The organism is Enterococcus sp. E4-223 (assembly GCF_035727065.1).
GTDB lineage: Bacteria > Bacillota > Bacilli > Lactobacillales > Enterococcaceae > Enterococcus_B > Enterococcus_B faecium.
On sequence record NZ_JAPMLH010000003.1, the window covers coordinates 20,131 to 42,210 of the forward strand.

Genomic DNA, 22,080 nt, shown 5'->3' on the forward strand with positions numbered 1-22,080 from the left:
TTGCTCTCCTTTTTATAGTTATCATATAGACTTTCTTTGTACTATTAAAATATAAACATTCATTTCTTATGTCATAAAATAAAAAAACAGCGCAGACACATTGTTAAACCAATATGCTGCACTGTTTAAGGAAGCCACTTGCCGGGCTTGAACCGGCGACCTCTTCCTTACCATGGAAGCGCTCTACCAGCTGAGCTAAAGCGGCATTATCATTAATACAAATAATAGGATAACGAATATTAATGTATTTGTCAACAGAATTTTTTCGAAAAAATGTGTTTCTCTAATAGGAAAACAGATTTTAGAAAAAATAAAAATAACAAAAAATGCGAACGGTTTCTTTGATAATATAATAAAAAAATTCAAAAAAAGTATTGCGTTATTTAGAAGAAATTGATATTATATTCATGTACTTGATTCCGGCATAGCTCAGTTGGTAGTAGCGCATGACTGTTAATCATGATGTCGTAGGTTCGAGTCCTACTGCCGGAGTAAATAAAAGCTTACACAGCTAAAAAAAGAAATCCATTCACTTGGATTTCTTTTTTTTACGATAAATAAAGTCTTCCATTTTTATACTGTATATCGCTTTCCTTGGAAGAGAGTAAAGTCTTCTACGCACAATTCAATTAACCATATTTCCCGTCATCGCTAAATACGAAATAAATGAGCATCCCTACACCAATCAAGGCGCAAGCTATCCCAAGGAAAGGGACAATATTTCCAAAATGTTCTGTATTCATAAGTATGCTACCACCTACAAACAAAAAGCCGCCAGCCATCAGATTTTTCATTTTATTTAACCTCCTTTCTTGCATTATAGTATTTTATTCATTCAGCATTCTTGAACGTTATTTTGTAGAATTATGTTCTTCTAAGCCTTTTCTTTATTATACAGTCCATTATCATGATCTCATAGAAATATCCCCATTTTTATCTGAAAATTATCGATACCGTATGAAGTTTTCCTTCATGAAATTGTAAGTATATTCTTATTCAAGTGAAATTTTCATCATAGAAGAGATTGTATTTCTAAATTCTTAAGAGTAAAATACGAAGTATAACTTGGATTTGGAAGGATGATTGGATGAAAGCTATTACGCCTGATATGACAACAAAATTTAACAAACAGTTTCAAGCAAATATCAAACAGCAGGCATTGCAGCGGGCAGTTGTGAAGAACGGAATTACCGCTTCTGCTGAAAATGTTTCAGCACATGTGGAGAATACACCGGTATTTTCTATAGATTTGGCTACGGGGAAAGTGGCTAATCAAATGCAATCGGGGCGTTGCTGGATGTTTGCTGCACTGAACACATTCCGTCATAAGATGCTGAATCAATTCCATTTAAAAGAGTTTGAATTATCACAAAATTACACTTTTTTCTGGGATAAATATGAAAAGGCAAATTACTTCTATGAAAACATCATTGCAACTGGAAAAGAGGCTATTGATAGCCGAAAAGTGGCTTTCTTGCTAACTACTCCTCAACAAGATGGCGGTCAATGGGATATGATCGTTTCATTATTCCAAAAATACGGTGTTGTGCCCAAATCGGTAATGCCGGAAAGTGCGAATAGTTCAAATTCTCGAGATTTGAATAACTACTTGAACAAACTACTGCGTAAAGATGCAGTTGTGTTACGCGAAATGGTTGCTCAAGGAGAAACATTAGACGCTATTGAAGAAAAAAAAGAAGAAATGCTAGAAAGTATTTATAACTTCTTAGCCATCTCATTAGGAACACCTCCAAAAGAATTCGATTTTGAGTACCGCGATGAAGAACAGAACTATCATCTTGACCGAGGACTGACACCACAAATTTTTTATGATAAATACATCGGTGTAAAATTAGATGATTATGTTAGTGTGATCAATGCACCAACAAAAGACAAACCATTCAATCGTTCTTATACAGTAGAGATGCTAGGGAATGTCGTTGGCGGGAAAGAAGTTAAATACCTGAATGTTGATATGGAAACTTTCAAAAAATTAGCGATTGCTCAGCTTGAAGAAGGAGAATCTGTTTGGTTTGGTTGTGATGTAGGTCAATCTTCTACTAGAACTAGTGGCATCATGGCCTTAGATGCTTATTCAATGGATGATCTATTTGATACGGATTTTACAATGACTAAAGCTGAACGTTTAGATTTTGGAGAAAGTCTGATGACCCATGCGATGGTATTGACCGGTGTTGACTTAGTAGACGGGCAATCAACAAAATGGAAAGTCGAAAATAGCTGGGGCGAAAAAGTTGGAAAGAATGGCTTCTTCGTTATGAGTGATGCCTGGATGGACGAATATACGTACCAAATCGTTGTAAGAAAAGATTTATTGACGAAAGAGCAATTAAATGCGTTCAATGAAGAACCAATTGTTCTATCTCCGTGGGATCCAATGGGCGCTTTAGCATAGACGAGTATTTCAATGAAGAGTATGTAGTAAAGATAAAAAGAGCTGGCTTAAGCCAGCTCTTTTTATCTTTAAAGTCCATTCCCTGTTTTTTATGGTCCCTGTGCTATAATTCTAAATAAAGGATAAGGATTGGAAATAATCTTTTTATCATTAAAAAATATGATGACGAAGTAGAATAAAATTGGGAGTAGGGGGGGAAAGTCATGGATATCCAAACTGTTTTATCTGATCTGAAATTAAATGGTAAAGTGATTCCAGTTGTTGGTGGCGATGTTAATCAGACCTATCGTATAAAAACCGAACATCGTGCTTATTTTTTAAAAATCCATCCGAATGTAAAAAAAGGATTTTTTGAAGCAGAAGTAGACGGATTAAAAGAACTGTCAGCATTCGTACGTGTACCGGATACGTATATGCTAGGTGAAACAAGTGAAGGCGCTTATTTGTTAATGGAATGGATCGAGCCGGGAAAAGGGGATCAACGAGATCTTGCTGCAGCTTTAGCTAATCTCCATCAGCAAACAGCGCCACAATTTGGTTTTCGTAAAGATAACTATTTGGGTACACTTGTTCAGAAAAATTCTTTTGAAGAAGATTGGTGGACTTTTTTCTTTAAAGATCGGCTTGAATCCCAGATTTCTTTGGCAGAAGAAACGAATCGATGGAATGTACAGCGTCAAGAAAAGTATCTGCGATTTAAAGAACGTGTATTGAAATCGGTTGAACCAAAAAAGATCACTCCCCGCCTCTTGCACGGAGACCTGTGGAGTGGTAATGTGTTCTTTGACCAGCAAGGGCATCCAGTTTTTGTCGACCCAGCTGTTTCTTATGGGAATCGGGAACAAGATATTGCAATGAGCCAGTTATTCGGTGGTTTCCGACCGGAATTTTTAGATGCTTATCAAACTATATTTCCATTAGAAAAGGGATGGGAAGACCGACTGCCGATTTACCAGTTATATTATCTTTTGGCACATTTGAATATGTTTGGAGAAAGTTACGGTTCCCAAGTAGATCAATTACTAGAAAATTTTTAAGAGGAGGGCGTGTTTTTGGCAAAAAAATATACCAAAAAGCATGAAGTTTCATATTATGAGTGTGACATCAACCAAACGATGACATTTCCTTCGATGTTAGGAGTAGTTATCAAAACGTCTGAAGATCAAAGCGACCAGTTGGGAAGAGGCAGTGAATTCGTCAATAGCTTTGGACTTACTTGGGTCATCACGAATTATTCCATGGAGATTAATCGTCTCCCTAGAGTCGGTGAAGTAATCTCAGTAACGACTCAAGCCATGGAGTACAATAAGTTTTTCTGTTATCGGAACTTCTGGATCCATGATGAAGATGGGAAAGAATTAGTCAAAATAGAATCTGTTTTCGTATTGATGGATTTTGTGAATCGAAAAATGAGCAGTGTTAATGAAGAGATCATTGCTCCTTTTGAGAGTGAGAAGATCAAGAAAATCAAGCGTCAGGAAAAAATTGAAAAGATTGATTCGGGCTTCATGTTGCCATATCGTGTTCGTTTTTATGATATCGATAGTAATCAGCATGTTAATAATGCGATGTATTTTAATTGGATCATTGACGTATTAGGATATGACTTTTTGACTACGCATGTTCCAGAAAAAGTAATTATTCGATTTGATAAAGAAGTAGAGTACGGGAATGAGATCGAAAGCCATTTTGAACAAATCCCTATCGAAAATGGTGTCAAAACAAAACATGAAATCCGAATGCAAGAACAGCTGTATTGTGAAGCAAATATTATATGGAAAAATAAATAAAAAAGAGGTTGTGACAGAAGGGGTCAGCTTCAAGAAATAAGAAGAAATTTACGAAAATTGTTTCTCAAATTTTTGTAAATTTTCGACTTAGTTTTCGAAGAAGCTATTTTTGTCACAGCCTCTCTTTTTAAGTTTAGCTATTAGATATTGTTTAGTTTTGGATAAACGAAATCAATTCTTCACCCGACAAACCATAGTTTACAGCAATCAATAGTTTTAAACGTGCTTTTTGACTATTAATACTGTTACAGAAAATAATCCCCATTTTTTCTAGTTCTTTTCCCCCGCCTTCATAATCATAAACAGGCTCTGCGATTCCATTGAAACAACGAGAAACAAGTACTACAGGGATTTTTTGGACAAGAAGCTTTTCCAAAGCAGCTAAGGCTTGTGGAGGGAGATTCCCCGCACCTAAAGCTTCGATTACCAAACCGTCTACTTTCGTATGGGCGATGGCTTCCAATAAGTCCCCTTGCATCCCAGCATATGCTTTAACGATCGGGATAGTCCCATCTACAGCGGAAATGTCCAGTCGCTTTGTTTCTAAAAGTTCCTGCAAGAATAAAATTCGATTCTTAGTTACTAAGCCGATGGGACCCAATGTAGGTGTTCGGAAAGTAGCAACATTTGTGGTATGGGTCTTTGTCACGTAGCGTGCAGAATGGATCTCATCGTTCATGACCACCAAAACCCCCTTATCTAGCGCTTCTTCACAACTTGCGACACGAATCGCACTTTCAAAATTATAAAGGCCGTCACTTCCAAGTTCATTACTTGAACGCATTGCCCCAGTCAAAACAATTGGTAATTTGTCGCCAATCGTTGTATCAAGAAAAAAAGCAGTTTCTTCTAATGTATCTGTACCGTGTGTGATCACCACTCCGGATATACCTGATGCATAAGCGGACAAGATACGTTCTTTTAATACCAACATGTGAGAAGGCATGATGTGTGGTGAGGGAAGATTGAAGATATCTTCAACTAATAATTCTACATGCTTGGGGATTGTGATTTCTGCATCTAATAATGGGTTTGCCACATCAGGACTAACACCGCCCGTGAGCATGTTTTCTTTCATGGCGATCGTTCCGCCGGTGTGTAGTACAAGTATTTTTTTCATTTTACAGACTTCCTTACGAATAATTTTGCATAGCCGTTAAATCTTATTGTATACTATATAAAAGAGTTTTGCTATCAGTGAAGAATAACAATAGCCAGACTTATTATAAAAAAGCTGCCCTTACTTAAACGAAGAAGACTCGACCTTGACCTCTTAATGCACGGAGTATTTGGTTGAGTTTCTTTTATAAAAAAGCAGTCAAGAGAAAACAATTACGAAGGTGGTCGAAAATGATCAGAATCGGATTAACATCGTTTAAAGAACATGACAAATTAACTGGCAAAAAGAATAACACTCTGTATGAATATGCCGGATTTCTACCCTTAGTGGAATTAGATACTGCCTATTATGGAATTCCCCGAAAGTCCTCAGTTGAGAATTGGATAAATGAAGTACCTGAATCATTTCGCTTTGTAGTCAAAGTCTATCAAGGAATCAGCGGTCAAGGAGACTGGAAGCCTTATTATCAGACCGAAGAAGAGATGATTGCGCATTTTTTAGATGTTATGTCGCCGATGGTAGATGCTGGAAAGATGTTTTGCTTTTTAGTCCAATTCCCCTCATCATTCAAATGTACGAAAGAAAATGTCCAGTACTTGCGCAAACTTAGAAAGTGGTTTGAGGGTTATCCTGTTTCTATAGAATTGCGGGATTATTCTTGGTACAGCGATGAATTTCTTGAACGTACAAGAAACTTTATGTCTAAAGCCGCTTTTTCTTTAGCCATCATCGATGAGCCACAGTTGCTGAATACAACGATTCCTTTTGATCCATTTGTCACCAATCCGAACTTTGCTCTTTTTCGATTCCATGGTAGGAATGCGCAAGGATGGCAAGCAAATGATAAAGAGTGGCGTAAAAAAAGAACGTTATATCGTTATTCAGAAAAAGAACTGCAAGAACTAGCACATGAAGTCAAAGTAGTTGATTCTAAGACAAAAGAGGTAGGTGTGATTTTTAATAATAATTCTGGTGGTGATGCGGCTGAAAATGCATTAGCACTGCAAAAAATATTAAATATCAAGCCAGATGGACTCAATCCAACCCAAATGGATCTGTTTTAAGGGCTTATTTTATTCAAGAAAGGGGCGAAGTCTATGATCAAAGCTATTTTTTTTGATATTGACGGAACATTGGTCACCAATCGTTCAAAAGCGTTGGAATCAACAAAACAAGCAATTGAATATGCTCGGAAAAACGGCATTTTATGCGGTGTAGCAACGGGGCGCAGCCCAGTAAAGATCAAAGAAATCATTGATGAATTGGAATTAGATATGTATGTCGTGTATAATGGTCAACTGGTTTTTACTGCAGATCGCACGATTATCGACCACCCTTTTGAACAAAAAGTATTGGAACATATTGTTGAATTTGCAGATGAGAACCATCGACAAATCGTTTTTGGTGCGAGAAATCGGTTAGATGGATCAACGACGATGCTATTAGGACAATCGATTTTTATCAAGCGACTAGTCAGCTTTTTACCGCGTAAATTCCCGGTACGTCTGATGAAAAAAATCCTCCAGGTTTTTAGCCCTCACCGACAAAAGGATCGTTATGAAACGTTAGAGATATTAAAAGAACCAATTTATCAATGTATATTGCTCAGTCCGGAGTCAGAACAGAAAAAGTTAGAACATCGCTTTCCCGAGTGTACGTTTCAGCGTTCAAATACGTATACTGTAGATATCATCCCCAAAGGTGGTTCAAAATTACTAGGCATCCAAGCTTTCGCAAATGCTGTCGGAATTGAAATGGAAGAAATTATGGCATTTGGCGATCATTACAATGATATCGAGATGCTGAAAGGTGTAGGAATTGGAGTGGCCATGGGGAATGCTCAGATCGAAGTAAAACATGCTGCAGACTTTGTGACTCAATCAAATGAAGAAGATGGGATATACGAAGGACTGAAACACTTCGGTCTGATTTATTAGTCAATGAAAGAAGGAAAAAATCAGTATGGAAGCAGAGACACCTTTTCAAAAAGTAGAAACATTCCACAAAACTTTTGATCCAAGAAGACCAGAGATACCCACGGCTTTTACAGAAAATGAAGCTCATACACGTGCTGCGTTCAAAATAGAAGAACTTGTTGAATTTGTTGCAGCTACTTCACCTAATAAAGAACAACTGCATGAAGCTGTTATGCTGCTGCACGAAGCATTAGATAAAGCAGAAGAAAAAATACTTGGTAAAACACAGTGGGGAAGTGATCCGCTGATTGAACAAGTAGATGCACTGACAGATATCCTTTACTTTACTTATGGTTCTTTTTCATTACTAGGAATAGTGCCTGATCGAATATTCGAAATCGTCCATCAGGCAAATATGGGGAAATTATTTCCAGATGGAAAACCTCATTATGACCCTGTAACAAATAAAGTGTTGAAACCTGAAAACTGGCAGATGGAATATGCTCCAGAACCTAAAATCGCGGCAGAAATCCAACGTCAGATTCAAGAAGCGATTGCTAAGAAAAAATCCGCTGATATAGGCATGTGCACAAATGAAAAAGAGTGATCAGAGTTTCACTATTTTTGTTATCTTTATACGATGGAAAAACAAAAGATTTTCGTTTAAGTTAGTGAATGCATGAAAATAGTATGCTATAATCTAGAATAGATGTCTTTTGCACGAGAGACGTATTATTTGGATTTATGCCAAGCAGAACGCCATCTGTTGCATAAAAGATGCATACTGAAAACGGAGGAACCATAAATGGGAAATAATGTTATCATCGGAATCGTCATTGCAATCATTATAGTCGCCATTGTCGTCTTTTTGGTTAGTTACTTGATGAAGAAAAAAAATCAAGATCGATTGGATGCCTTAGAAAAACGCAAGGAAGAATTATTTGACTTGCCAGTGATTGAAGAAGTCGATGATGTTAAAAAAATGCATCTGGTTGGGCAAAGCCAAAATACCTTTCGTGAATGGAGTCAAAAATGGAATGACATATCTACTTCCTCGTTCGCTGAACTAGAAAGTCAAATTTTCGAAGTGGAAAACCTCAATGAAAGTTTTCGGTTCTTAAAAGGAAAAAAAGCAGTTGTTGAAGCAGAAGCTACAATGGACCAAATGGAGAAACAAGTGACGGAAATCCGTGAAGGTCTAAAGGAATTGCGGGAAACGGAAGAACGCAACTCACTAGCTGTTCAGCAGGCACTTGACGTCTATGAAGAACTGAAAGAAAAAGTCAGAGAAGACGAGCATGAATACGGACCAGCTCTTTTTGAATTGCAAAAACAGATCAAAGTGATCGAAAAAGAATTTACGCAGTTTGTGACTTTAAACACTTCTGGAGACCCTGTTGAAGCCCGCGAGGTTTTGGATAAAGCAGAAAAACATACGTATGAAGTGGAAGCTCTGATGAAAAAAATTCCACCGCTGTATGAGGAGCTCCATACCACTTTCCCTGAACAACTTGAAGAAATCAGTGATACTTACGAGAAATTGATGGAAGAACAATATGTATTCCCAGAAGAAGATCTTGCTGAAGATATCGCAAAAGTAAGTCGAAGAATTGAAAATTCATTAGCCAATCTTGAAAAAACAGAAGTTGAAACGGTCGAATTTGAAAACCGTGAAACAGCTGATTTGATTGATTCGTTATATGATATCTTAGAACGGGAAATGGAAGCTCAGAGATATGTAAAAACTAACCAATCAACGATTGCAGAGTATATCAAACATACAACAAAGAATAACCGTCAATTATTGATTGAGCTGGATCACACATCTCAAAGCTATACATTGAACCACAATGAAATTGGCCGTGTACGAGGTTTCCAAACCGAAGTGGAAGAAATGGAACGTCAAAATGAACAGATGATTCCACAGATCCGTCAACACGAAATTCCTTATTCAGAAGTGCGCACGTTCTATAAAACAGTCTTCAAAGTCTTAGAAGATATCGAAAAGCAACAAGTAGAGATCGACGACTCATTACATGAATTGAGAAAAGGCGAAAAAGAAGCGCAAGAAAAGATCGATACATTCGAATTCAAATTGCGCAGTTTGAAACGTTTTGTAGAAAAACAACGTTTGCCTGGCTTGCCGAATGATTACCTAGAATTCTTTTTTGTTGCTACTGACCGTATTGAAGAACTAAGTGTTGTCTTGAATAAAATTCGAGTAAACATGGAAGAGGTCAATCGTTTAGTTGCTCTATGTGAAGAAGATCTAGAATTATTAGATAAGAAGACACATGATTTAGTAGATGCAGCAGCATTAACGGAGCAAATGCTCCAATATGCAAATCGTTATCGTCATACACACGAAGAAGTGAGAGAAGCAATTGATAAAAGCTACTATTTATTCAATAAAGAATATCACTATCAAGAAGCATTAGACGAAATCGGTACAGCATTAGAGCGAGTAGAACCAGGTGCTTTCAAACGCATCGAAGATTTTTATTTTAATCATCCAGACTTAGTATAAAGCAAAAAAGTTAGTAAACCAGCAAGAGCAAGACGGATTATTGTCTTGTTCTTGTCTTTTTTTGTATATTTGAAAATTGAAACAAGTGAAAATTTCACCTGCTCTTGAAAGCACCTTGGACAACCGTTATAATAGAAAAGAATTTCAAAAAAGAGGGGTTTCTTATGATATATTTTGATAACAGTGCAACAACCCCAATCTTTCCGCAAAGCTTAGATGCATATGTAAAAACCAGTCAGCGGATTATTGGGAATCCATCAAGCTTGCATGATTTAGGCAATCAAGCTAACCGGTTGTTGCAGCAAGCAAGAAAGCAGATCGCTGATTTGATCCATGTAGAACCAGAAGAAATCTATTTTACTTCAGGCGGAACAGAAGGAGATAACTGGGTATTAAAAGGAACGATGATCGAAAAAAGAGAATATGGGAATCATATGATCATTTCAGGAGTCGAACATCCGGCCGTCAGCGAGACAGCAGAACAATTAAAAGAATTAGGAATCGAAGTAAGTATCGCCCCAGTGGATAAACGCGGATTTGTACGTGTCGACGAATTGAAAGAATTAATAAGAAAAGAGACAGTATTAGTCTCTGTTATGGCTGTGAATAATGAAGTAGGATCGATTCAGCCCATCCAGGAAATCAGTGATCTTTTGGATGATTTTCCTAAAATTCATTTCCATGTAGATGCTGTTCAGGCGATTGGAAAAGTACCATTCTCGCAATGGTTGACAGAAAGAGTTGATTTTGCAACATTTTCAGCTCACAAATTCCATGGCCCACGGGGAACTGGTTTCATTTATTGGAAAAAGGGTCGTCGTTTAGCACCATTACTGACAGGTGGAGGACAGGAAAGGAATCAGCGAAGTGGGACAGAAAATGTTCCAGGTATTGTGGCTATGGCTAAAGCTTTACGTTTATCATTAGAGATAAAGGAACAAAAACCTGAGCAGACACAACGCTTAAAAGTAGCTCTAATCAATGCGTTGAAGACGTATGAGAAAGTGACGATTTTTTCAGAAGGAACTGACTATGCACCGCATATTTTATGTTTTGCTCTAAAAGGAATTCGCGGCGAAGTTCTCGTCCATGCCTTAGAAGAAAAACAAATATTTGTTTCTACTACTAGTGCCTGCTCCTCACGTAAACATATGGCAAGCAGTACATTGCACGCAATGCATGTACCAAATGATCTGGCTACATCTGCTGTTCGAATCAGCTTAGATGAAAACAATTCGCTTGCAGAAGTCGAGCAATTTATGATTATTTTCAAGCAGCTTTATAAGAAATTTTCTGCAATCAATTAAAAGAGGAGTGTTCTTGTGAAATACAGTGAAATTATGGTCCGTTATGGGGAACTTTCGACAAAAGGAAAGAATCGAAAAAGCTTTATCATGCAACTAGCACAAAATGTCAGACAAGCTTTGAAAGACTTTCCAGAAATCAAAATCCATGCTGATCGGGACCGGATGCATCTTTTATTGAATGGCGCAGACGGGCAGCTAGTTATTCCAAAACTAGCAAAAATATTTGGGATCCAAAATTTTTCTCCAAGTATTCGTGTAGAAAAAGATGTCGAAGTTTTAAAACAAGCTGTTCAAGACATCATGAAAGAAATTTATACTGGGAAAGAAACATTTAAAATTATCGCTAAAAGAAGCGATCACCAATTTGAATTGACAAGTAATGAATTGAATCAAACATTAGGTAATGCTGTTTTTGATATTTTCCCGCATATCCAAGTTCAAATGCGTCAACCAGATATTCCATTACGTGTAGAGATTCGGCGTGATGGCGCTTATCTATCGTATGAAACGATCAAGGGAGCTGGAGGATTGCCCGTAGGAACAAGCGGAAAAGGAATGCTTATGCTTTCTGGGGGGATTGATTCTCCTGTAGCAGGGTACTTTGCCATGAAGCGGGGAGTGGAAATTGAAGCTGTTCATTTTGCTAGTCCGCCGTATACAAGTGAACAAGCACTGCAAAAAGCAAAAGATCTAACAGCCAAACTAGCACCTTATGTGGGAACGATCCATTTTATCGAAGTGCCATTTACCGAGATTCAAGAAGAAATCAAAAAGTCAGTGCCACAAGGATATTGGATGACAATTACTCGTCGAATGATGTTGCGTTTGACCGATGAAATTCGCCGTATTCGTCATGGTTTAGTCATTTTGAATGGTGAATCATTAGGTCAAGTGGCTTCGCAAACTTTGCAAAGTATGGTAGCTATCAATGAAGTAACGAATACGCCAATCATTCGGCCTGTAGCGACAATGGATAAACTTGAAATCATTGAAGTAGCAGAACAGATCGATACATTTAATCTTTCTATCCAGCCTTTTGAAGATTGCTGTACGATTTTTGCTCCTCCACAGCCAAAAACACGCCCTCAACTGGAAAAGGTCCATCAATATGAAGAGCGTTTAGCAATAGATGAAATGATCCAACGAGCACTAGCTGGCTTGAAGATGGAAGAGATACAAGCAGAATCGTCTAATGAAAAAACTGAAGAATTTTCAGAATTGCTATAAGAGGTTATGAAAATAGTGTTTTGACCAGAGTATTAGAGAAACAAAACGAAAAAATAGCTCCATGTATTTTACCGTTTTTGAACTAATGTCGAAGATTAGCTGATTGAATACCATTTATCAAGAAGTTATGGAAAAGCCGGTTCTTTTTTACTAACTGAAAAATAAAATTTTATTTAGAGATCAAGCTACAGTTGATAAATGATATAAAAAAGAGAATTTCCCATGAAATAGCGAGGTTGTGACAGAAGTGGGCAGCTTCAAGAAATAAGAAGGAATTTACGAAAATTGCTTTTCAAATTTTTGTGAAATTTCGGCTTATTTTTCGAAGAAGTTACTTCTGGAACACCGTGTATCAGAGGTTGTGAAAAAGCTGCCCTGCATCAAGTAATAAGAACAGCCAAACAAAAATAGTTCCTCATATTTTACGTTTGGTTGAGCTTATTACCGCAGATGCAAGCTTTTGAACACCGTTTTATTTGTCTCACACCCTTTTCCTTCCTACTTGTAACCTTGCTCCCGGGTTAGAAACATGTTACACTAAATATGTGAAATTATTAACAAGGAGCGTCGTTATGCGAGAAAAAACAGATACACTGCCAAAAGCAACTGCGAAAAGATTACCTTTATATTTACGCTACTTGAAGATGCTGGATGACTCAGGCATAAGTAGAATCAAATCAAATGAGTTTAGCGAAATCACCCAAATTCCTTCTGCAACGATCCGCAGAGACTTCTCGCAATTAGGCGAGCTAGGCAGAAGCGGATATGGCTATGATGTCCCTTTCCTTATCGATGTATTCAATAATATCCTTAATACTAAAGAAGAAAAACGAATCGCATTAGTAGGATATGGAAATCTTGGCAAAGCATTGAAACACAACAATTTTAGAAGAAATGAAAATCTAAATATCGTGTGCGTCTTTGATAATGATCCAGCACTGATCAATCGAGTAATTGATGGAGAAATGATCTATCCGATTGATCGTTTCGCGGAGATAGCCAAAGCAAAAAATGTGACAGTAGCAATCTCTACGGTACCAAGTAAATATTCACAATCTGCTATTGATGAAATTGTCAAAGGAAATGTAACCGCTATACTTAATTTTGCGCCTGACAGAGTAACTGTCCCAGCTTATGTCAATGTTCAATACATTGATTTGACAACCGAGTTGCAGACGCTTATTTACTTTGATGAGAATTACTCAGAAGTTTTTTCTTAGGAAAATTTGAGTAGGCTTATTGATCTTGCGAGAACTCGTCGTAATTCTTTCAAAAATTTTTTAGTACTAAATGAAGTGGTTTTTTCACGACCACTTGTTGACTAAAAAAAAAAACCATTGTAGAATGAAGCATAACGCTGAACAAGAGGAGTAACTGGCACATTCATTCTTAGAGAGAGAACTATCTGCTGAAAGGTTCTCAATGACAACCAGTGAAGGTAGCTTGGGAGTTTCTGTCTTGAATGGAGTAGAGATAGACGAGTCGTGATCGTTAACTCACTTGAGAGGCAATAATGATTGATTATTGCAATTTAGGTGGTACCGCGTAAATCATACGTCCTAGAATACGAAAGTATTTTAGGACGTTTTTTAGTTTAAAGGAGGAAAACAGCATGACGGAAGAAAATAACCTATCAACAAAATATAATCCGCAAGAAGTTGAAGCTGGACGTTATCAGCATTGGTTAGAACAAGATTTGTTTAAACCGAGCGGAAATAAAAAAGCAAAACCTTATTCAATCGTGATCCCGCCCCCAAATGTTACTGGAAAACTTCATTTAGGGCATGCTTGGGATACGACCTTGCAAGATATGCTGATTCGTCAAAAGAGAATGCAAGGATATGATACTTTATGGCTGCCTGGTATGGACCATGCAGGAATCGCGACACAAGCAAAAGTAGAAGCGAAGCTTAGAGAGCAAGGGATTTCTCGTTATGATCTAGGTCGTGAAAAGTTCATCGATCAAGTGTGGGAATGGAAAGAAGAGTATGCGAGCCATATCCGCGAACAGTGGGCTAAAATGGGCTTATCTTTAGATTACAGTAGGGAACGTTTTACATTAGATGATGGATTATCTGAAGCAGTACGTAAAGTTTTTGTTACCTTATACGAAAAAGGTTTGATTTATCGTGGTGAATATATCATCAACTGGGATCCTCAAGCACGAACAGCTCTATCTGATATCGAAGTTATTCATAAAGATATCGAAGGCGCCTTTTATCATATGAGCTATGAACTAGCAGATGGATCAGGCGTAGTAGAAATTGCGACAACCCGTCCAGAAACGATGTTGGGAGATACGGCGATTGCTGTTCATCCAGAAGACGAGCGTTATCAAGCGCTCATCGGCAAAAAAGTGATTCTACCTTTAGTCAATAAAGAAATCCCAATCATTGCAGATGAATATGTAGATATGGAATTCGGGACAGGTGTAGTAAAAATCACTCCAGCACATGATCCAAACGACTTTGAGGTAGGTAATCGTCATGATCTTCCACGCGTAAATGTTATGGATGATGATGGTACGATGAATGAACTAGCAGGAAAATATGCTGGAATGGATCGTTTTGCTGCTCGTAAAGCAATCGTGCAAGATCTGAAAGAAATCGGTCGATTGATTAAAATCGATACGATGATCCACAGTGTGGGTCATTCCGAGCGGACAGGTGTCGTTGTTGAACCTCGGCTGTCTACTCAATGGTTTGTAAAAATGGCGCCGTTAGCGAAAAAAGCCATTGATAACCAAGAAACAGATCAAGCAGTGGAATTCTTCCCTCCAAGATTCAATCAAACGTTTTTACGTTGGATGGAAAATGTCCATGATTGGGTAATCTCACGACAATTATGGTGGGGACATCAAATTCCTGCATGGTATCACAAAGAAACAGGTGAAATGTATGTAGGGATGGAAGCACCAGCGGATAGTGAAAACTGGGTACAAGATCCTGATGTTTTAGACACTTGGTTTAGTTCAGCTTTGTGGCCTTTCTCAACAATGGGCTGGCCAGATACGGAAAGCGAAGATTATAAGCGATACTTCCCTACTAGCACTTTAGTAACCGGTTATGACATCATTTTCTTCTGGGTAAGCAGAATGATTTTCCAAAGCTTGGAATTTACTGGCGAACGTCCATTTGAGAATGTCTTGATTCATGGATTGATCCGTGACGAACAAGGGCGGAAGATGAGTAAATCATTAGGTAATGGAATCGATCCGATGGAAGTAATCGAAAAGTATGGAGCAGATGCTCTCCGCTGGTTCTTATCGAATGGTTCTGCACCAGGACAAGATGTCCGCTTCAGCTATGAAAAAATGGATGCTTCTTGGAACTTTATCAACAAAATCTGGAATGCTTCACGTTTCGTTATCATGAATATCGAAGGAATGACCGTAGAAGAGATCGATTTATCTGGAGAAAAATCAGTGGCTGACCGGTGGATCCTTACTCGTTTGAATGAAACGATCGAACGAGTAACTGAGCTATTTGATCGTTTTGAATTTGGTGAAGCAGGTCGACAACTGTATAACTTTATCTGGGATGATTTTTGTGACTGGTACATCGAAATGAGTAAAGAAGTACTTTATGGAGATGATGCTGTTTCAAAACAAACCACCCGTAGCATCTTAGTTCATACACTTGATCAGATCCTACGTTTATTGCATCCAATCATGCCATTCGTTACAGAAGAAATATGGGAACATATTCCTCATCAGGGAAATTCTCTAGTAGTGGCAGAATATCCTGTTGTACGTCCAGAGTTTGATGATGAAACAGCTTCTAAAGGGATGGAAGTATTGAAAGAATTGATTCGAGCCGTTCGAAATATTCGTTCAGAAGTGAATACACCATTGTCTAAACCAATTACGTTGCTAATTAAAACAAACGATGCTAAAATCGATCAATTTTTAGTTGAAAATACAAGCTATATCGAACGCTTCTGTAATCCCGAAGAGTTGACGATATCAAGTGAGATCACTGCACCAGATCTAGCGATGTCAGCTGTTCTGACAGGTGCAGAAATCTTCTTGCCGTTAGCAGGATTGATCAATATCGAAGAGGAAATCAAACGATTAGAAAAAGAACTGGAAAAGTGGACAAGCGAAGTAAAACGTGTCCAAGGAAAACTTTCTAATGAACGTTTTGTTTCTAACGCGCCGGAAGAAGTAGTAGAGGCAGAGCGTGCAAAAGAAAAAGATTATTTAGAGAAGCAAACGGCTGTCAAAGAACGAATCGAAAGTTTGCGTACTATTCAATAAGAATAGAAAAAGAGAGTGTGAAATCAGCTAGCTATTACTAAAAGCTAGCTGATTGAACATCGTTACAGGAAAGAGTTTGAGCCTCACTCTTAGCTTCGATTCATAAGGAGATGTGACATAAATTTTGTCACATCTCTTTTTTAGTCTACTCTTATTATGTAGGAGAAGGAGGGAGATGGATCATGTATCAAGAGTCAATAAAGTAGTTGATAAAATCGTTCCTCTCTCTGTTTCTTTTCTCTTTGTCATACTTTTATTTTTCTTATGTGTTCTATTTGTTATAATAAAAGAGAAATGGGGGAATTGTTGATGACGATTGAAGAAGCAATAGAATGGATCCATAGTCGATTACCATTTGGTTCACGTCCTGGCCTTGACCGAGTCGAAGCTTTATTAGAAGTGGTAGGGCATCCAGAGAGAAAAGTAAAAACGATCCATATCGCTGGAACAAACGGAAAAGGTTCTACTGTAGCTTATTTGAGAAGCCTATTAGAAGAGGCTGGGCTGACAGTAGGTACATTTACTTCACCTTATATCGAAACGTTCAATGAACGGATCGCAATCAATGGCAAAAGCATCCCAGACAATGATTTGATCCAGCTTGTAAAAAAATATCAGCCACTGATCAAACAACTTGATCAATTTGAAGCAGTAGCTGGTATTACTGAATTCGAGACATTAACAGCAATGGCATTTGATTATTTTTTGATGAAGAAAGTGGACGTAGCGATTATCGAAGTTGGCTTAGGCGGCTTATTGGATTCTACCAATGTAGCTGTACCAATGCTGACGGGAATAACAACGATTGGACTTGATCATACCGAAATACTTGGAGATACAATTGAAGAAATCGCTGCACAAAAAGCTGGAATCATCAAACAAGGCGTTCCAGTAGTAACAGGAAATATTGCCCCAGAAGCTTTTACTGTCATCCAACAAACAGCTAAAGCAAAAAATGCACCGCTTTATGTATACGGGGAAAATTATAAAATAAACTATCTGCATCCTGATGAGATGTGGGGAGAAGTATTTGAATTTTTTAATGAAATAGGAAAGATCCCTCAATTAACCACTCCGCTTTTAGGGCAACATCAAGCTGAAAATGCAGGAGTAGCCATCGAATTGTATTTTGTTTACTGTCAATTGGAAAAGCTGCCTTTCCGAGAAAAAGATGTTTTGAAGGGATTGAAGAAATCTCGATGGCCAGGAAGAATGGAGCGTTTGAGTAACGAGCCATTAGTTGTTTTAGATGGTGCCCATAATACGCATGCAATGAACCGGCTTGTTGAGAATTTGAAAAAAGAATTCAAAGGATATCAAATCAACATTTTGTTTTCCGCCTTACGAACTAAAAATGTTAGAGAAATGCTAGAACGATTGCAGCAAGTACCAAATGTCCATATTTATTTGACGACCTTTGAACATCCAAAAGCCATCGAATTAAGTGAAGTATCAGATTTAGCAAGTGAGAGAGTATCAATCGTTTCATTGTGGCAATTCGGATTAGCAGATATATTGGAAAAGATGACAAATGAAGACGTATTAGTTGTGACCGGTTCACTTTATTTCATTTCAGAAGTTCGCCATTTATTAATACAATTAGGAGGAGATCATGAAGTATAATGCAGTGATTTTTGACATGGATGGTTTGCTGTTCGACACAGAGTTAGTGTATTACGAAGCCACACAAGTAGTAGCAGACAAGATGGGTTTTCCTTATGATAAAGACCTGTATTTAAAATTCTTAGGTGTTTCAGATGAAGAAGTATGGGCGAATTATCATATGATTTTCTCGGAATTTGGCAAAACAAGTGTACAAAGATTCATAGATGATTCATACCAGGAAACGCTTGAACGTTTTTCGCAAGGAGCGGTACAAATGAAGCCCGGTGTGTTGGAACTCCTCTCTTTTTTAGAAGAACATCAGATTCCCAAAGTTGTCGCTTCCAGTAACCAACGAGCAGTCATTGAACTTTTATTGAAGAAGAACAATCTGTTTGAACGATTTGAGACGATTGTTTCTGCAGAAAATGTTCAACGAGCAAAACCAGACCCAGAAATTTTCTTGTTAGCTAATCAGAAGCTAGGTACAGCGAAGAAAGAAACATTGATTTTAGAAGATTCACAAAATGGTATTTTAGCAGCTTCTGCGGCTGAGATCCCGGTAGTCATGGTACCAGATCTGCTTCCACCATCCCAAGAATTGATCAAAAAAACAGCTGGGGTTGTTTCTTCGTTACATGAAATCCCTGCATTGTTAAAATAAAAATCCATCTCTTTTCGTATCTTATTTTAGATAAGATAGAAAGGAGATGTTTTTTTGGGAAAACGATTGATCAAAGAAGTACCTACTAGCTCTTTACCAAGGGAACGTATGGAAATTTATGGCGCTGAAGCTTTATCGGATCAGGAGCTTTTGGCAATCTTACTGCGTACCGGTCAACACCCTTATAGTGTGATGTCGATTGCTGGAAATCTGTTAAAAACGTTTGGAGGACTGGCCTCTTTACGACAGGCTACTTTGCATGAGTTAGAAGAGATTCGAGGGATAGGACGCGTGAAAGCAATCGAAATCAAAGCCTTGATCGAATTAGGTCGACGAATTCAGACGGATCATGAAAGAGCGGCTCCGCCGGTTCGTACCAGCTACGAATTGGCCCAGCAATTGATTCTGGAAATGAAAGATCACAAACAAGAACATTTGGTTTGTATTTATTTGGACACGAAGAATCAAGTGATCTTAAAAAAAACAGTGTTCATCGGTTCGCTGAATCAGTCAGTCGCTCATCCTAGAGAAATTTTCCATTATGCTGTACGTTATTGTGCAGCAAGGATCGTTTTAGCGCATAATCATCCTTCTGGTAATGTTATTCCATCGCAGCAGGATATGAATTTTACCAAAAGGATACAAAAGTGTGGAGAAATGATGGGGATCACTGTATTGGACCACTTGATCATCGGACGCAAACGATATTTTAGTTTGAGAGAAGAAGGAATGATGGAAGAGAAGTAAGTTGCTTTCTTGCAAAAAAAATGAAGCAAGTGTACAATTATATTGTAATTTTGTTTGGGAATAGAAGTTGAAACATCTGTTGCACCTCTATCGTACACGAGCAATGTTACAATTTAAATTAGTGCTTTTGGCACGAGGAGGATATTATTATGGAAAACGGAACAGTAAAATGGTTCAACGCTGAAAAAGGATTTGGATTTATCTCACGTGAAGATGGAAGCGACGTATTCGTTCACTTCTCAGCTATCCAAGGTGACGGATTCAAAACATTAGAAGAAGGTCAAGCAGTGACTTTCGACGTTGAAGAATCAGACCGTGGCCCACAAGCTGCAAACGTTGTAAAAGCTTAATTTTATCTGTAAATCAAATTGATGGTAGACATCAATTTTTACGAGAGAACAAAGCGAGTAACAAAAATACCTGCCACAAGAGACAATTTCTCTTGTGGCAGGTATTTTTTTGTATGAAAAAGTAAATAAATTTAAGAGGCTATGAAAGAGCCACCTTGTATCAAGGAATAAGAACAAACAAAAATGGCTTCTCATGTTTTTCATTTGTTTTCTCTCATATTCAGGACAAGGTGCTGATTTCATAACCTCTTATTTATTCTTCATCTGGTGTCATTACCATTGGCAAAATCATTGGATGTCTTTCTGTACGTTCGAATAAGAAAGGCTGAAGCGCGCCAGTCATCGCTTCTTTCAATTTATATTCTGAACAGTCAGGTCCATTCAAACATTCTCTTAAAGCGTGGAATAAGATTCGCTGAGCTTCATTGATCATTTCTCCTGATTCTCGCATGTAGACAAATCCACGAGAGAGAATATCTGGACCAGCCAAGATTTCTTTTTTCTTGATATCCACTGTCGCGACAGCTAATACAAGACCTTCTTCTGAAAGCAGGTGACGGTCACGTAAAACGACATTACCAATATCACCGATCCCGCTACCATCGATATACACATCTCCAGCCACAAAATGCCCAGCAGGACGCGCAGAATCGCTAGTTAACGCTAAAACATCGCCATTTTCCATGATGAAGCAGTTTTCTGCAGGAACACCTACATCTTGTGCTAGAGAAGCATGTACTTTCAACATGCGGAATTCTCCGTGGACAGGAATAAAATATTTTGGCTTCATCAAACGAAGCATTAATTTTTGTTCTTCTTGTCCACCGTGACCGGAAGTATGGATGTTATTGATTTTTCCGTGAATCACTTCTGCACCAGCTTCAGACAGCAAATTGATCAAATGATTGACACTTGTTGTATTACCAGGAATAGGTGAACTTGAAAAGATCACTGTATCGTCTGGCTGGATTTGGATTTGACGGTGAGTACCATTCGCGATGCGGCTCAACGCGGCCATCGCTTCTCCTTGAGAACCTGTACATAGGATCATCGTTTCATTGGCAGGCAAGCGATTGATTTCGTGTGCATCTACAAATGTGCCGTCTGGAACTTTGATATATCCTAAACGTTGACCGTTGACGATGGCATTTTCCATGCTTCGTCCGAAAACAGCGATTTTACGACCAGTTGCCACAGCGGCATCTGCTGCTTGCTGCAAACGGAAGATGTTAGAAGCAAAGCTGGCAAAAATGATACGTCCTTCGATTTTTGAAAAGATCTTCAAAATAGAATGCCCAATCGTTTTTTCTGATTTAGTAAATGTTGGAATCTCAGCATTTGTACTATCAGATAAAAGGCACAAGACTCCTTCTTCCCCGATACGAGCCATTTTATGCAAGTTTGCTGGTTCGCCAACAGGAGTGAAATCGAATTTGAAGTCTCCGGTCGCTACGATATTTCCAGAAGGTGTTTTCACCACGATCCCTAATGCATCTGGGATACTATGGGTCGTTCTGAAAAAGCTGACAGAAGTCTTTCTAAAACGGATGATCGTATCTTCATTGATCTCATGGAGCTCTGCATCTCGAAGCAAGCCATGCTCATCTAATTTGTTTGTGATCAACGCTAATGCGAGAGGACCAGCATAGATAGGAATATTTGCTTGTTTCAGCAAGTAGGGTATTCCGCCGATGTGGTCTTCGTGCCCGTGAGTAATCACCAAGGCTTTTACTTTGTGTAAGTTTTGTATGATGTAGCTGTAGTCGGGAATGACATAGTCAATTCCAAGTAAATCGTCTTCCGGGAATTTGATCCCGGCATCAATCAAAATGATTTCATCTTGGAATTGTACCCCATACGTATTTTTCCCGATTTCACCTAATCCACCAATAGCAAAGACGCCTGTCTCGTTATTTTTGATGGAAAGTTTCATATTAAAACTCCACTAATGAGAAATCAGCATTTTCTTTTTCGTACTCTAGATGACTTCCTTCTAGAAGTTGAACGAATTCAATATTGTATGGGGTATTTTCTTCCACACGTTGGCGAGCGTCTACATCGCTTTTTGCCTCAATGTAAAGAGATTTTGTTTCTTCCCGTTTAGGGTTGCGTACTTTTGTTTCTTGATAATAAACTTTATAGATCATTGTTTTGTC

Annotated in this window: 19 protein-coding genes, 2 tRNA genes and 1 other annotated feature; of the genes, 16 read left to right on the top strand and 5 right to left on the bottom strand. The window is 38.2% G+C overall.

The window, feature by feature from the left end:
• Positions 1–132: 132 nt before the first annotated feature.
• Positions 133–205 (bottom strand) — tRNA-Thr (locus OS139_RS05190).
• A gap of 213 nt (positions 206–418) precedes the next feature.
• Here OS139_RS05190 and OS139_RS05195 point away from each other — a divergent pair.
• A tRNA-Asn gene (locus OS139_RS05195) sits at positions 419–492 on the top strand.
• A 137-nt stretch (positions 493–629) separates the two neighbouring features.
• On the opposite strand, the gene OS139_RS05200 is transcribed toward OS139_RS05195, so the two are convergent.
• Positions 630–794: a hypothetical protein gene (locus tag OS139_RS05200; RefSeq protein WP_002332124.1), complete on the bottom strand. Its 165-nt coding sequence runs from the start codon at positions 792–794 to the stop codon at positions 630–632.
• Positions 795–1,087: 293 nt separating this feature from the next.
• On the opposite strand from OS139_RS05200, the gene OS139_RS05205 reads away from it, so the two are divergent.
• From OS139_RS05205 to OS139_RS05215, 3 genes are all read left to right on the top strand, one after another.
• A complete protein-coding gene (locus OS139_RS05205; RefSeq protein ID WP_002332123.1) occupies positions 1,088–2,416 on the top strand; it encodes an aminopeptidase C in 1,329 nt (442 codons plus the stop codon).
• A 203-nt stretch (positions 2,417–2,619) separates the two neighbouring features.
• Positions 2,620–3,453: a fructosamine kinase family protein gene (locus OS139_RS05210; protein ID WP_002332122.1), complete on the top strand. Its 834-nt coding sequence runs from the start codon at positions 2,620–2,622 to the stop codon at positions 3,451–3,453.
• A gap of 15 nt (positions 3,454–3,468) precedes the next feature.
• Positions 3,469–4,206, top strand: coding sequence for an acyl-ACP thioesterase domain-containing protein (locus tag OS139_RS05215; protein WP_002287962.1), 738 nt, complete (start codon positions 3,469–3,471; stop codon positions 4,204–4,206).
• 151 nt (positions 4,207–4,357) lie between these two features.
• Here OS139_RS05215 and OS139_RS05220 read toward each other — a convergent pair whose 3' ends face one another.
• Entirely contained in the window at positions 4,358–5,326 is a 969-nt protein-coding gene (locus OS139_RS05220; RefSeq protein WP_002298855.1) for an asparaginase, read from the bottom strand.
• Positions 5,327–5,556: 230 nt separating this feature from the next.
• On the opposite strand from OS139_RS05220, the gene OS139_RS05225 reads away from it, so the two are divergent.
• The 12 genes from OS139_RS05225 (at position 5,557) to OS139_RS05280 (ending at position 19,924) form a co-directional block, all read left to right on the top strand.
• On the top strand, positions 5,557–6,390 hold the full coding sequence (locus tag OS139_RS05225; protein ID WP_002307060.1) for a DUF72 domain-containing protein: 834 nt from the start codon (positions 5,557–5,559) through the stop codon (positions 6,388–6,390).
• Positions 6,391–6,423: 33 nt separating this feature from the next.
• Positions 6,424–7,263, top strand: coding sequence for a Cof-type HAD-IIB family hydrolase (locus tag OS139_RS05230; RefSeq protein WP_002294078.1), 840 nt, complete (start codon positions 6,424–6,426; stop codon positions 7,261–7,263).
• A 25-nt stretch (positions 7,264–7,288) separates the two neighbouring features.
• Positions 7,289–7,849: a haloacid dehalogenase gene (locus OS139_RS05235; protein WP_002298858.1), complete on the top strand. Its 561-nt coding sequence runs from the start codon at positions 7,289–7,291 to the stop codon at positions 7,847–7,849.
• 198 nt (positions 7,850–8,047) lie between these two features.
• Positions 8,048–9,769 (top strand): septation ring formation regulator EzrA, encoded by a 1,722-nt coding sequence (locus OS139_RS05240; protein WP_002287957.1) that lies wholly within the window; start codon positions 8,048–8,050, stop codon positions 9,767–9,769.
• Between the two features lie 164 nt (positions 9,770–9,933).
• Positions 9,934–11,076 (top strand): cysteine desulfurase family protein, encoded by a 1,143-nt coding sequence (locus tag OS139_RS05245; RefSeq protein WP_002294077.1) that lies wholly within the window; start codon positions 9,934–9,936, stop codon positions 11,074–11,076.
• Between the two features lie 15 nt (positions 11,077–11,091).
• Complete coding sequence (thiI, locus tag OS139_RS05250; RefSeq protein WP_002287955.1) at positions 11,092–12,303, top strand: tRNA uracil 4-sulfurtransferase ThiI; 1,212 nt, start codon at positions 11,092–11,094, stop codon at positions 12,301–12,303.
• A gap of 572 nt (positions 12,304–12,875) precedes the next feature.
• Positions 12,876–13,523 carry a redox-sensing transcriptional repressor Rex gene (locus OS139_RS05255; RefSeq protein ID WP_002287954.1) on the top strand — a complete coding sequence of 216 codons (648 nt, stop codon included), beginning with the start codon at positions 12,876–12,878 and terminating at the stop codon, positions 13,521–13,523.
• A 128-nt stretch (positions 13,524–13,651) separates the two neighbouring features.
• Positions 13,652–13,868 (top strand) — a binding site (T-box leader).
• Between the two features lie 47 nt (positions 13,869–13,915).
• Positions 13,916–16,561 (top strand): valine--tRNA ligase, encoded by a 2,646-nt coding sequence (locus tag OS139_RS05260; RefSeq protein WP_002332120.1) that lies wholly within the window; start codon positions 13,916–13,918, stop codon positions 16,559–16,561.
• Between the two features lie 309 nt (positions 16,562–16,870).
• On the top strand, positions 16,871–18,184 hold the full coding sequence (locus OS139_RS05265; RefSeq protein ID WP_002294071.1) for a bifunctional folylpolyglutamate synthase/dihydrofolate synthase: 1,314 nt from the start codon (positions 16,871–16,873) through the stop codon (positions 18,182–18,184).
• Entirely contained in the window at positions 18,174–18,827 is a 654-nt protein-coding gene (locus OS139_RS05270) for an HAD family hydrolase (RefSeq protein ID WP_002287951.1), read from the top strand. The genes OS139_RS05265 and OS139_RS05270 overlap by 11 nt, the downstream gene beginning before the upstream one ends.
• 54 nt (positions 18,828–18,881) lie before the next feature.
• Positions 18,882–19,574 (top strand): RadC family protein, encoded by a 693-nt coding sequence (gene radC / locus OS139_RS05275; protein ID WP_002294069.1) that lies wholly within the window; start codon positions 18,882–18,884, stop codon positions 19,572–19,574.
• A 149-nt stretch (positions 19,575–19,723) separates the two neighbouring features.
• Entirely contained in the window at positions 19,724–19,924 is a 201-nt protein-coding gene (locus OS139_RS05280) for a cold-shock protein (protein ID WP_002294067.1), read from the top strand.
• 253 nt (positions 19,925–20,177) lie between these two features.
• On the opposite strand, the gene rnjA is transcribed toward OS139_RS05280, so the two are convergent.
• Entirely contained in the window at positions 20,178–21,857 is a 1,680-nt protein-coding gene (gene rnjA / locus OS139_RS05285; protein ID WP_002287948.1) for a ribonuclease J1, read from the bottom strand.
• Position 21,858: 1 nt separating this feature from the next.
• Positions 21,859–22,071, bottom strand: coding sequence for a DNA-directed RNA polymerase subunit epsilon (locus OS139_RS05290; protein WP_002287947.1), 213 nt, complete (start codon positions 22,069–22,071; stop codon positions 21,859–21,861).
• Between the last annotated feature and the right edge of the window lie 9 nt (positions 22,072–22,080).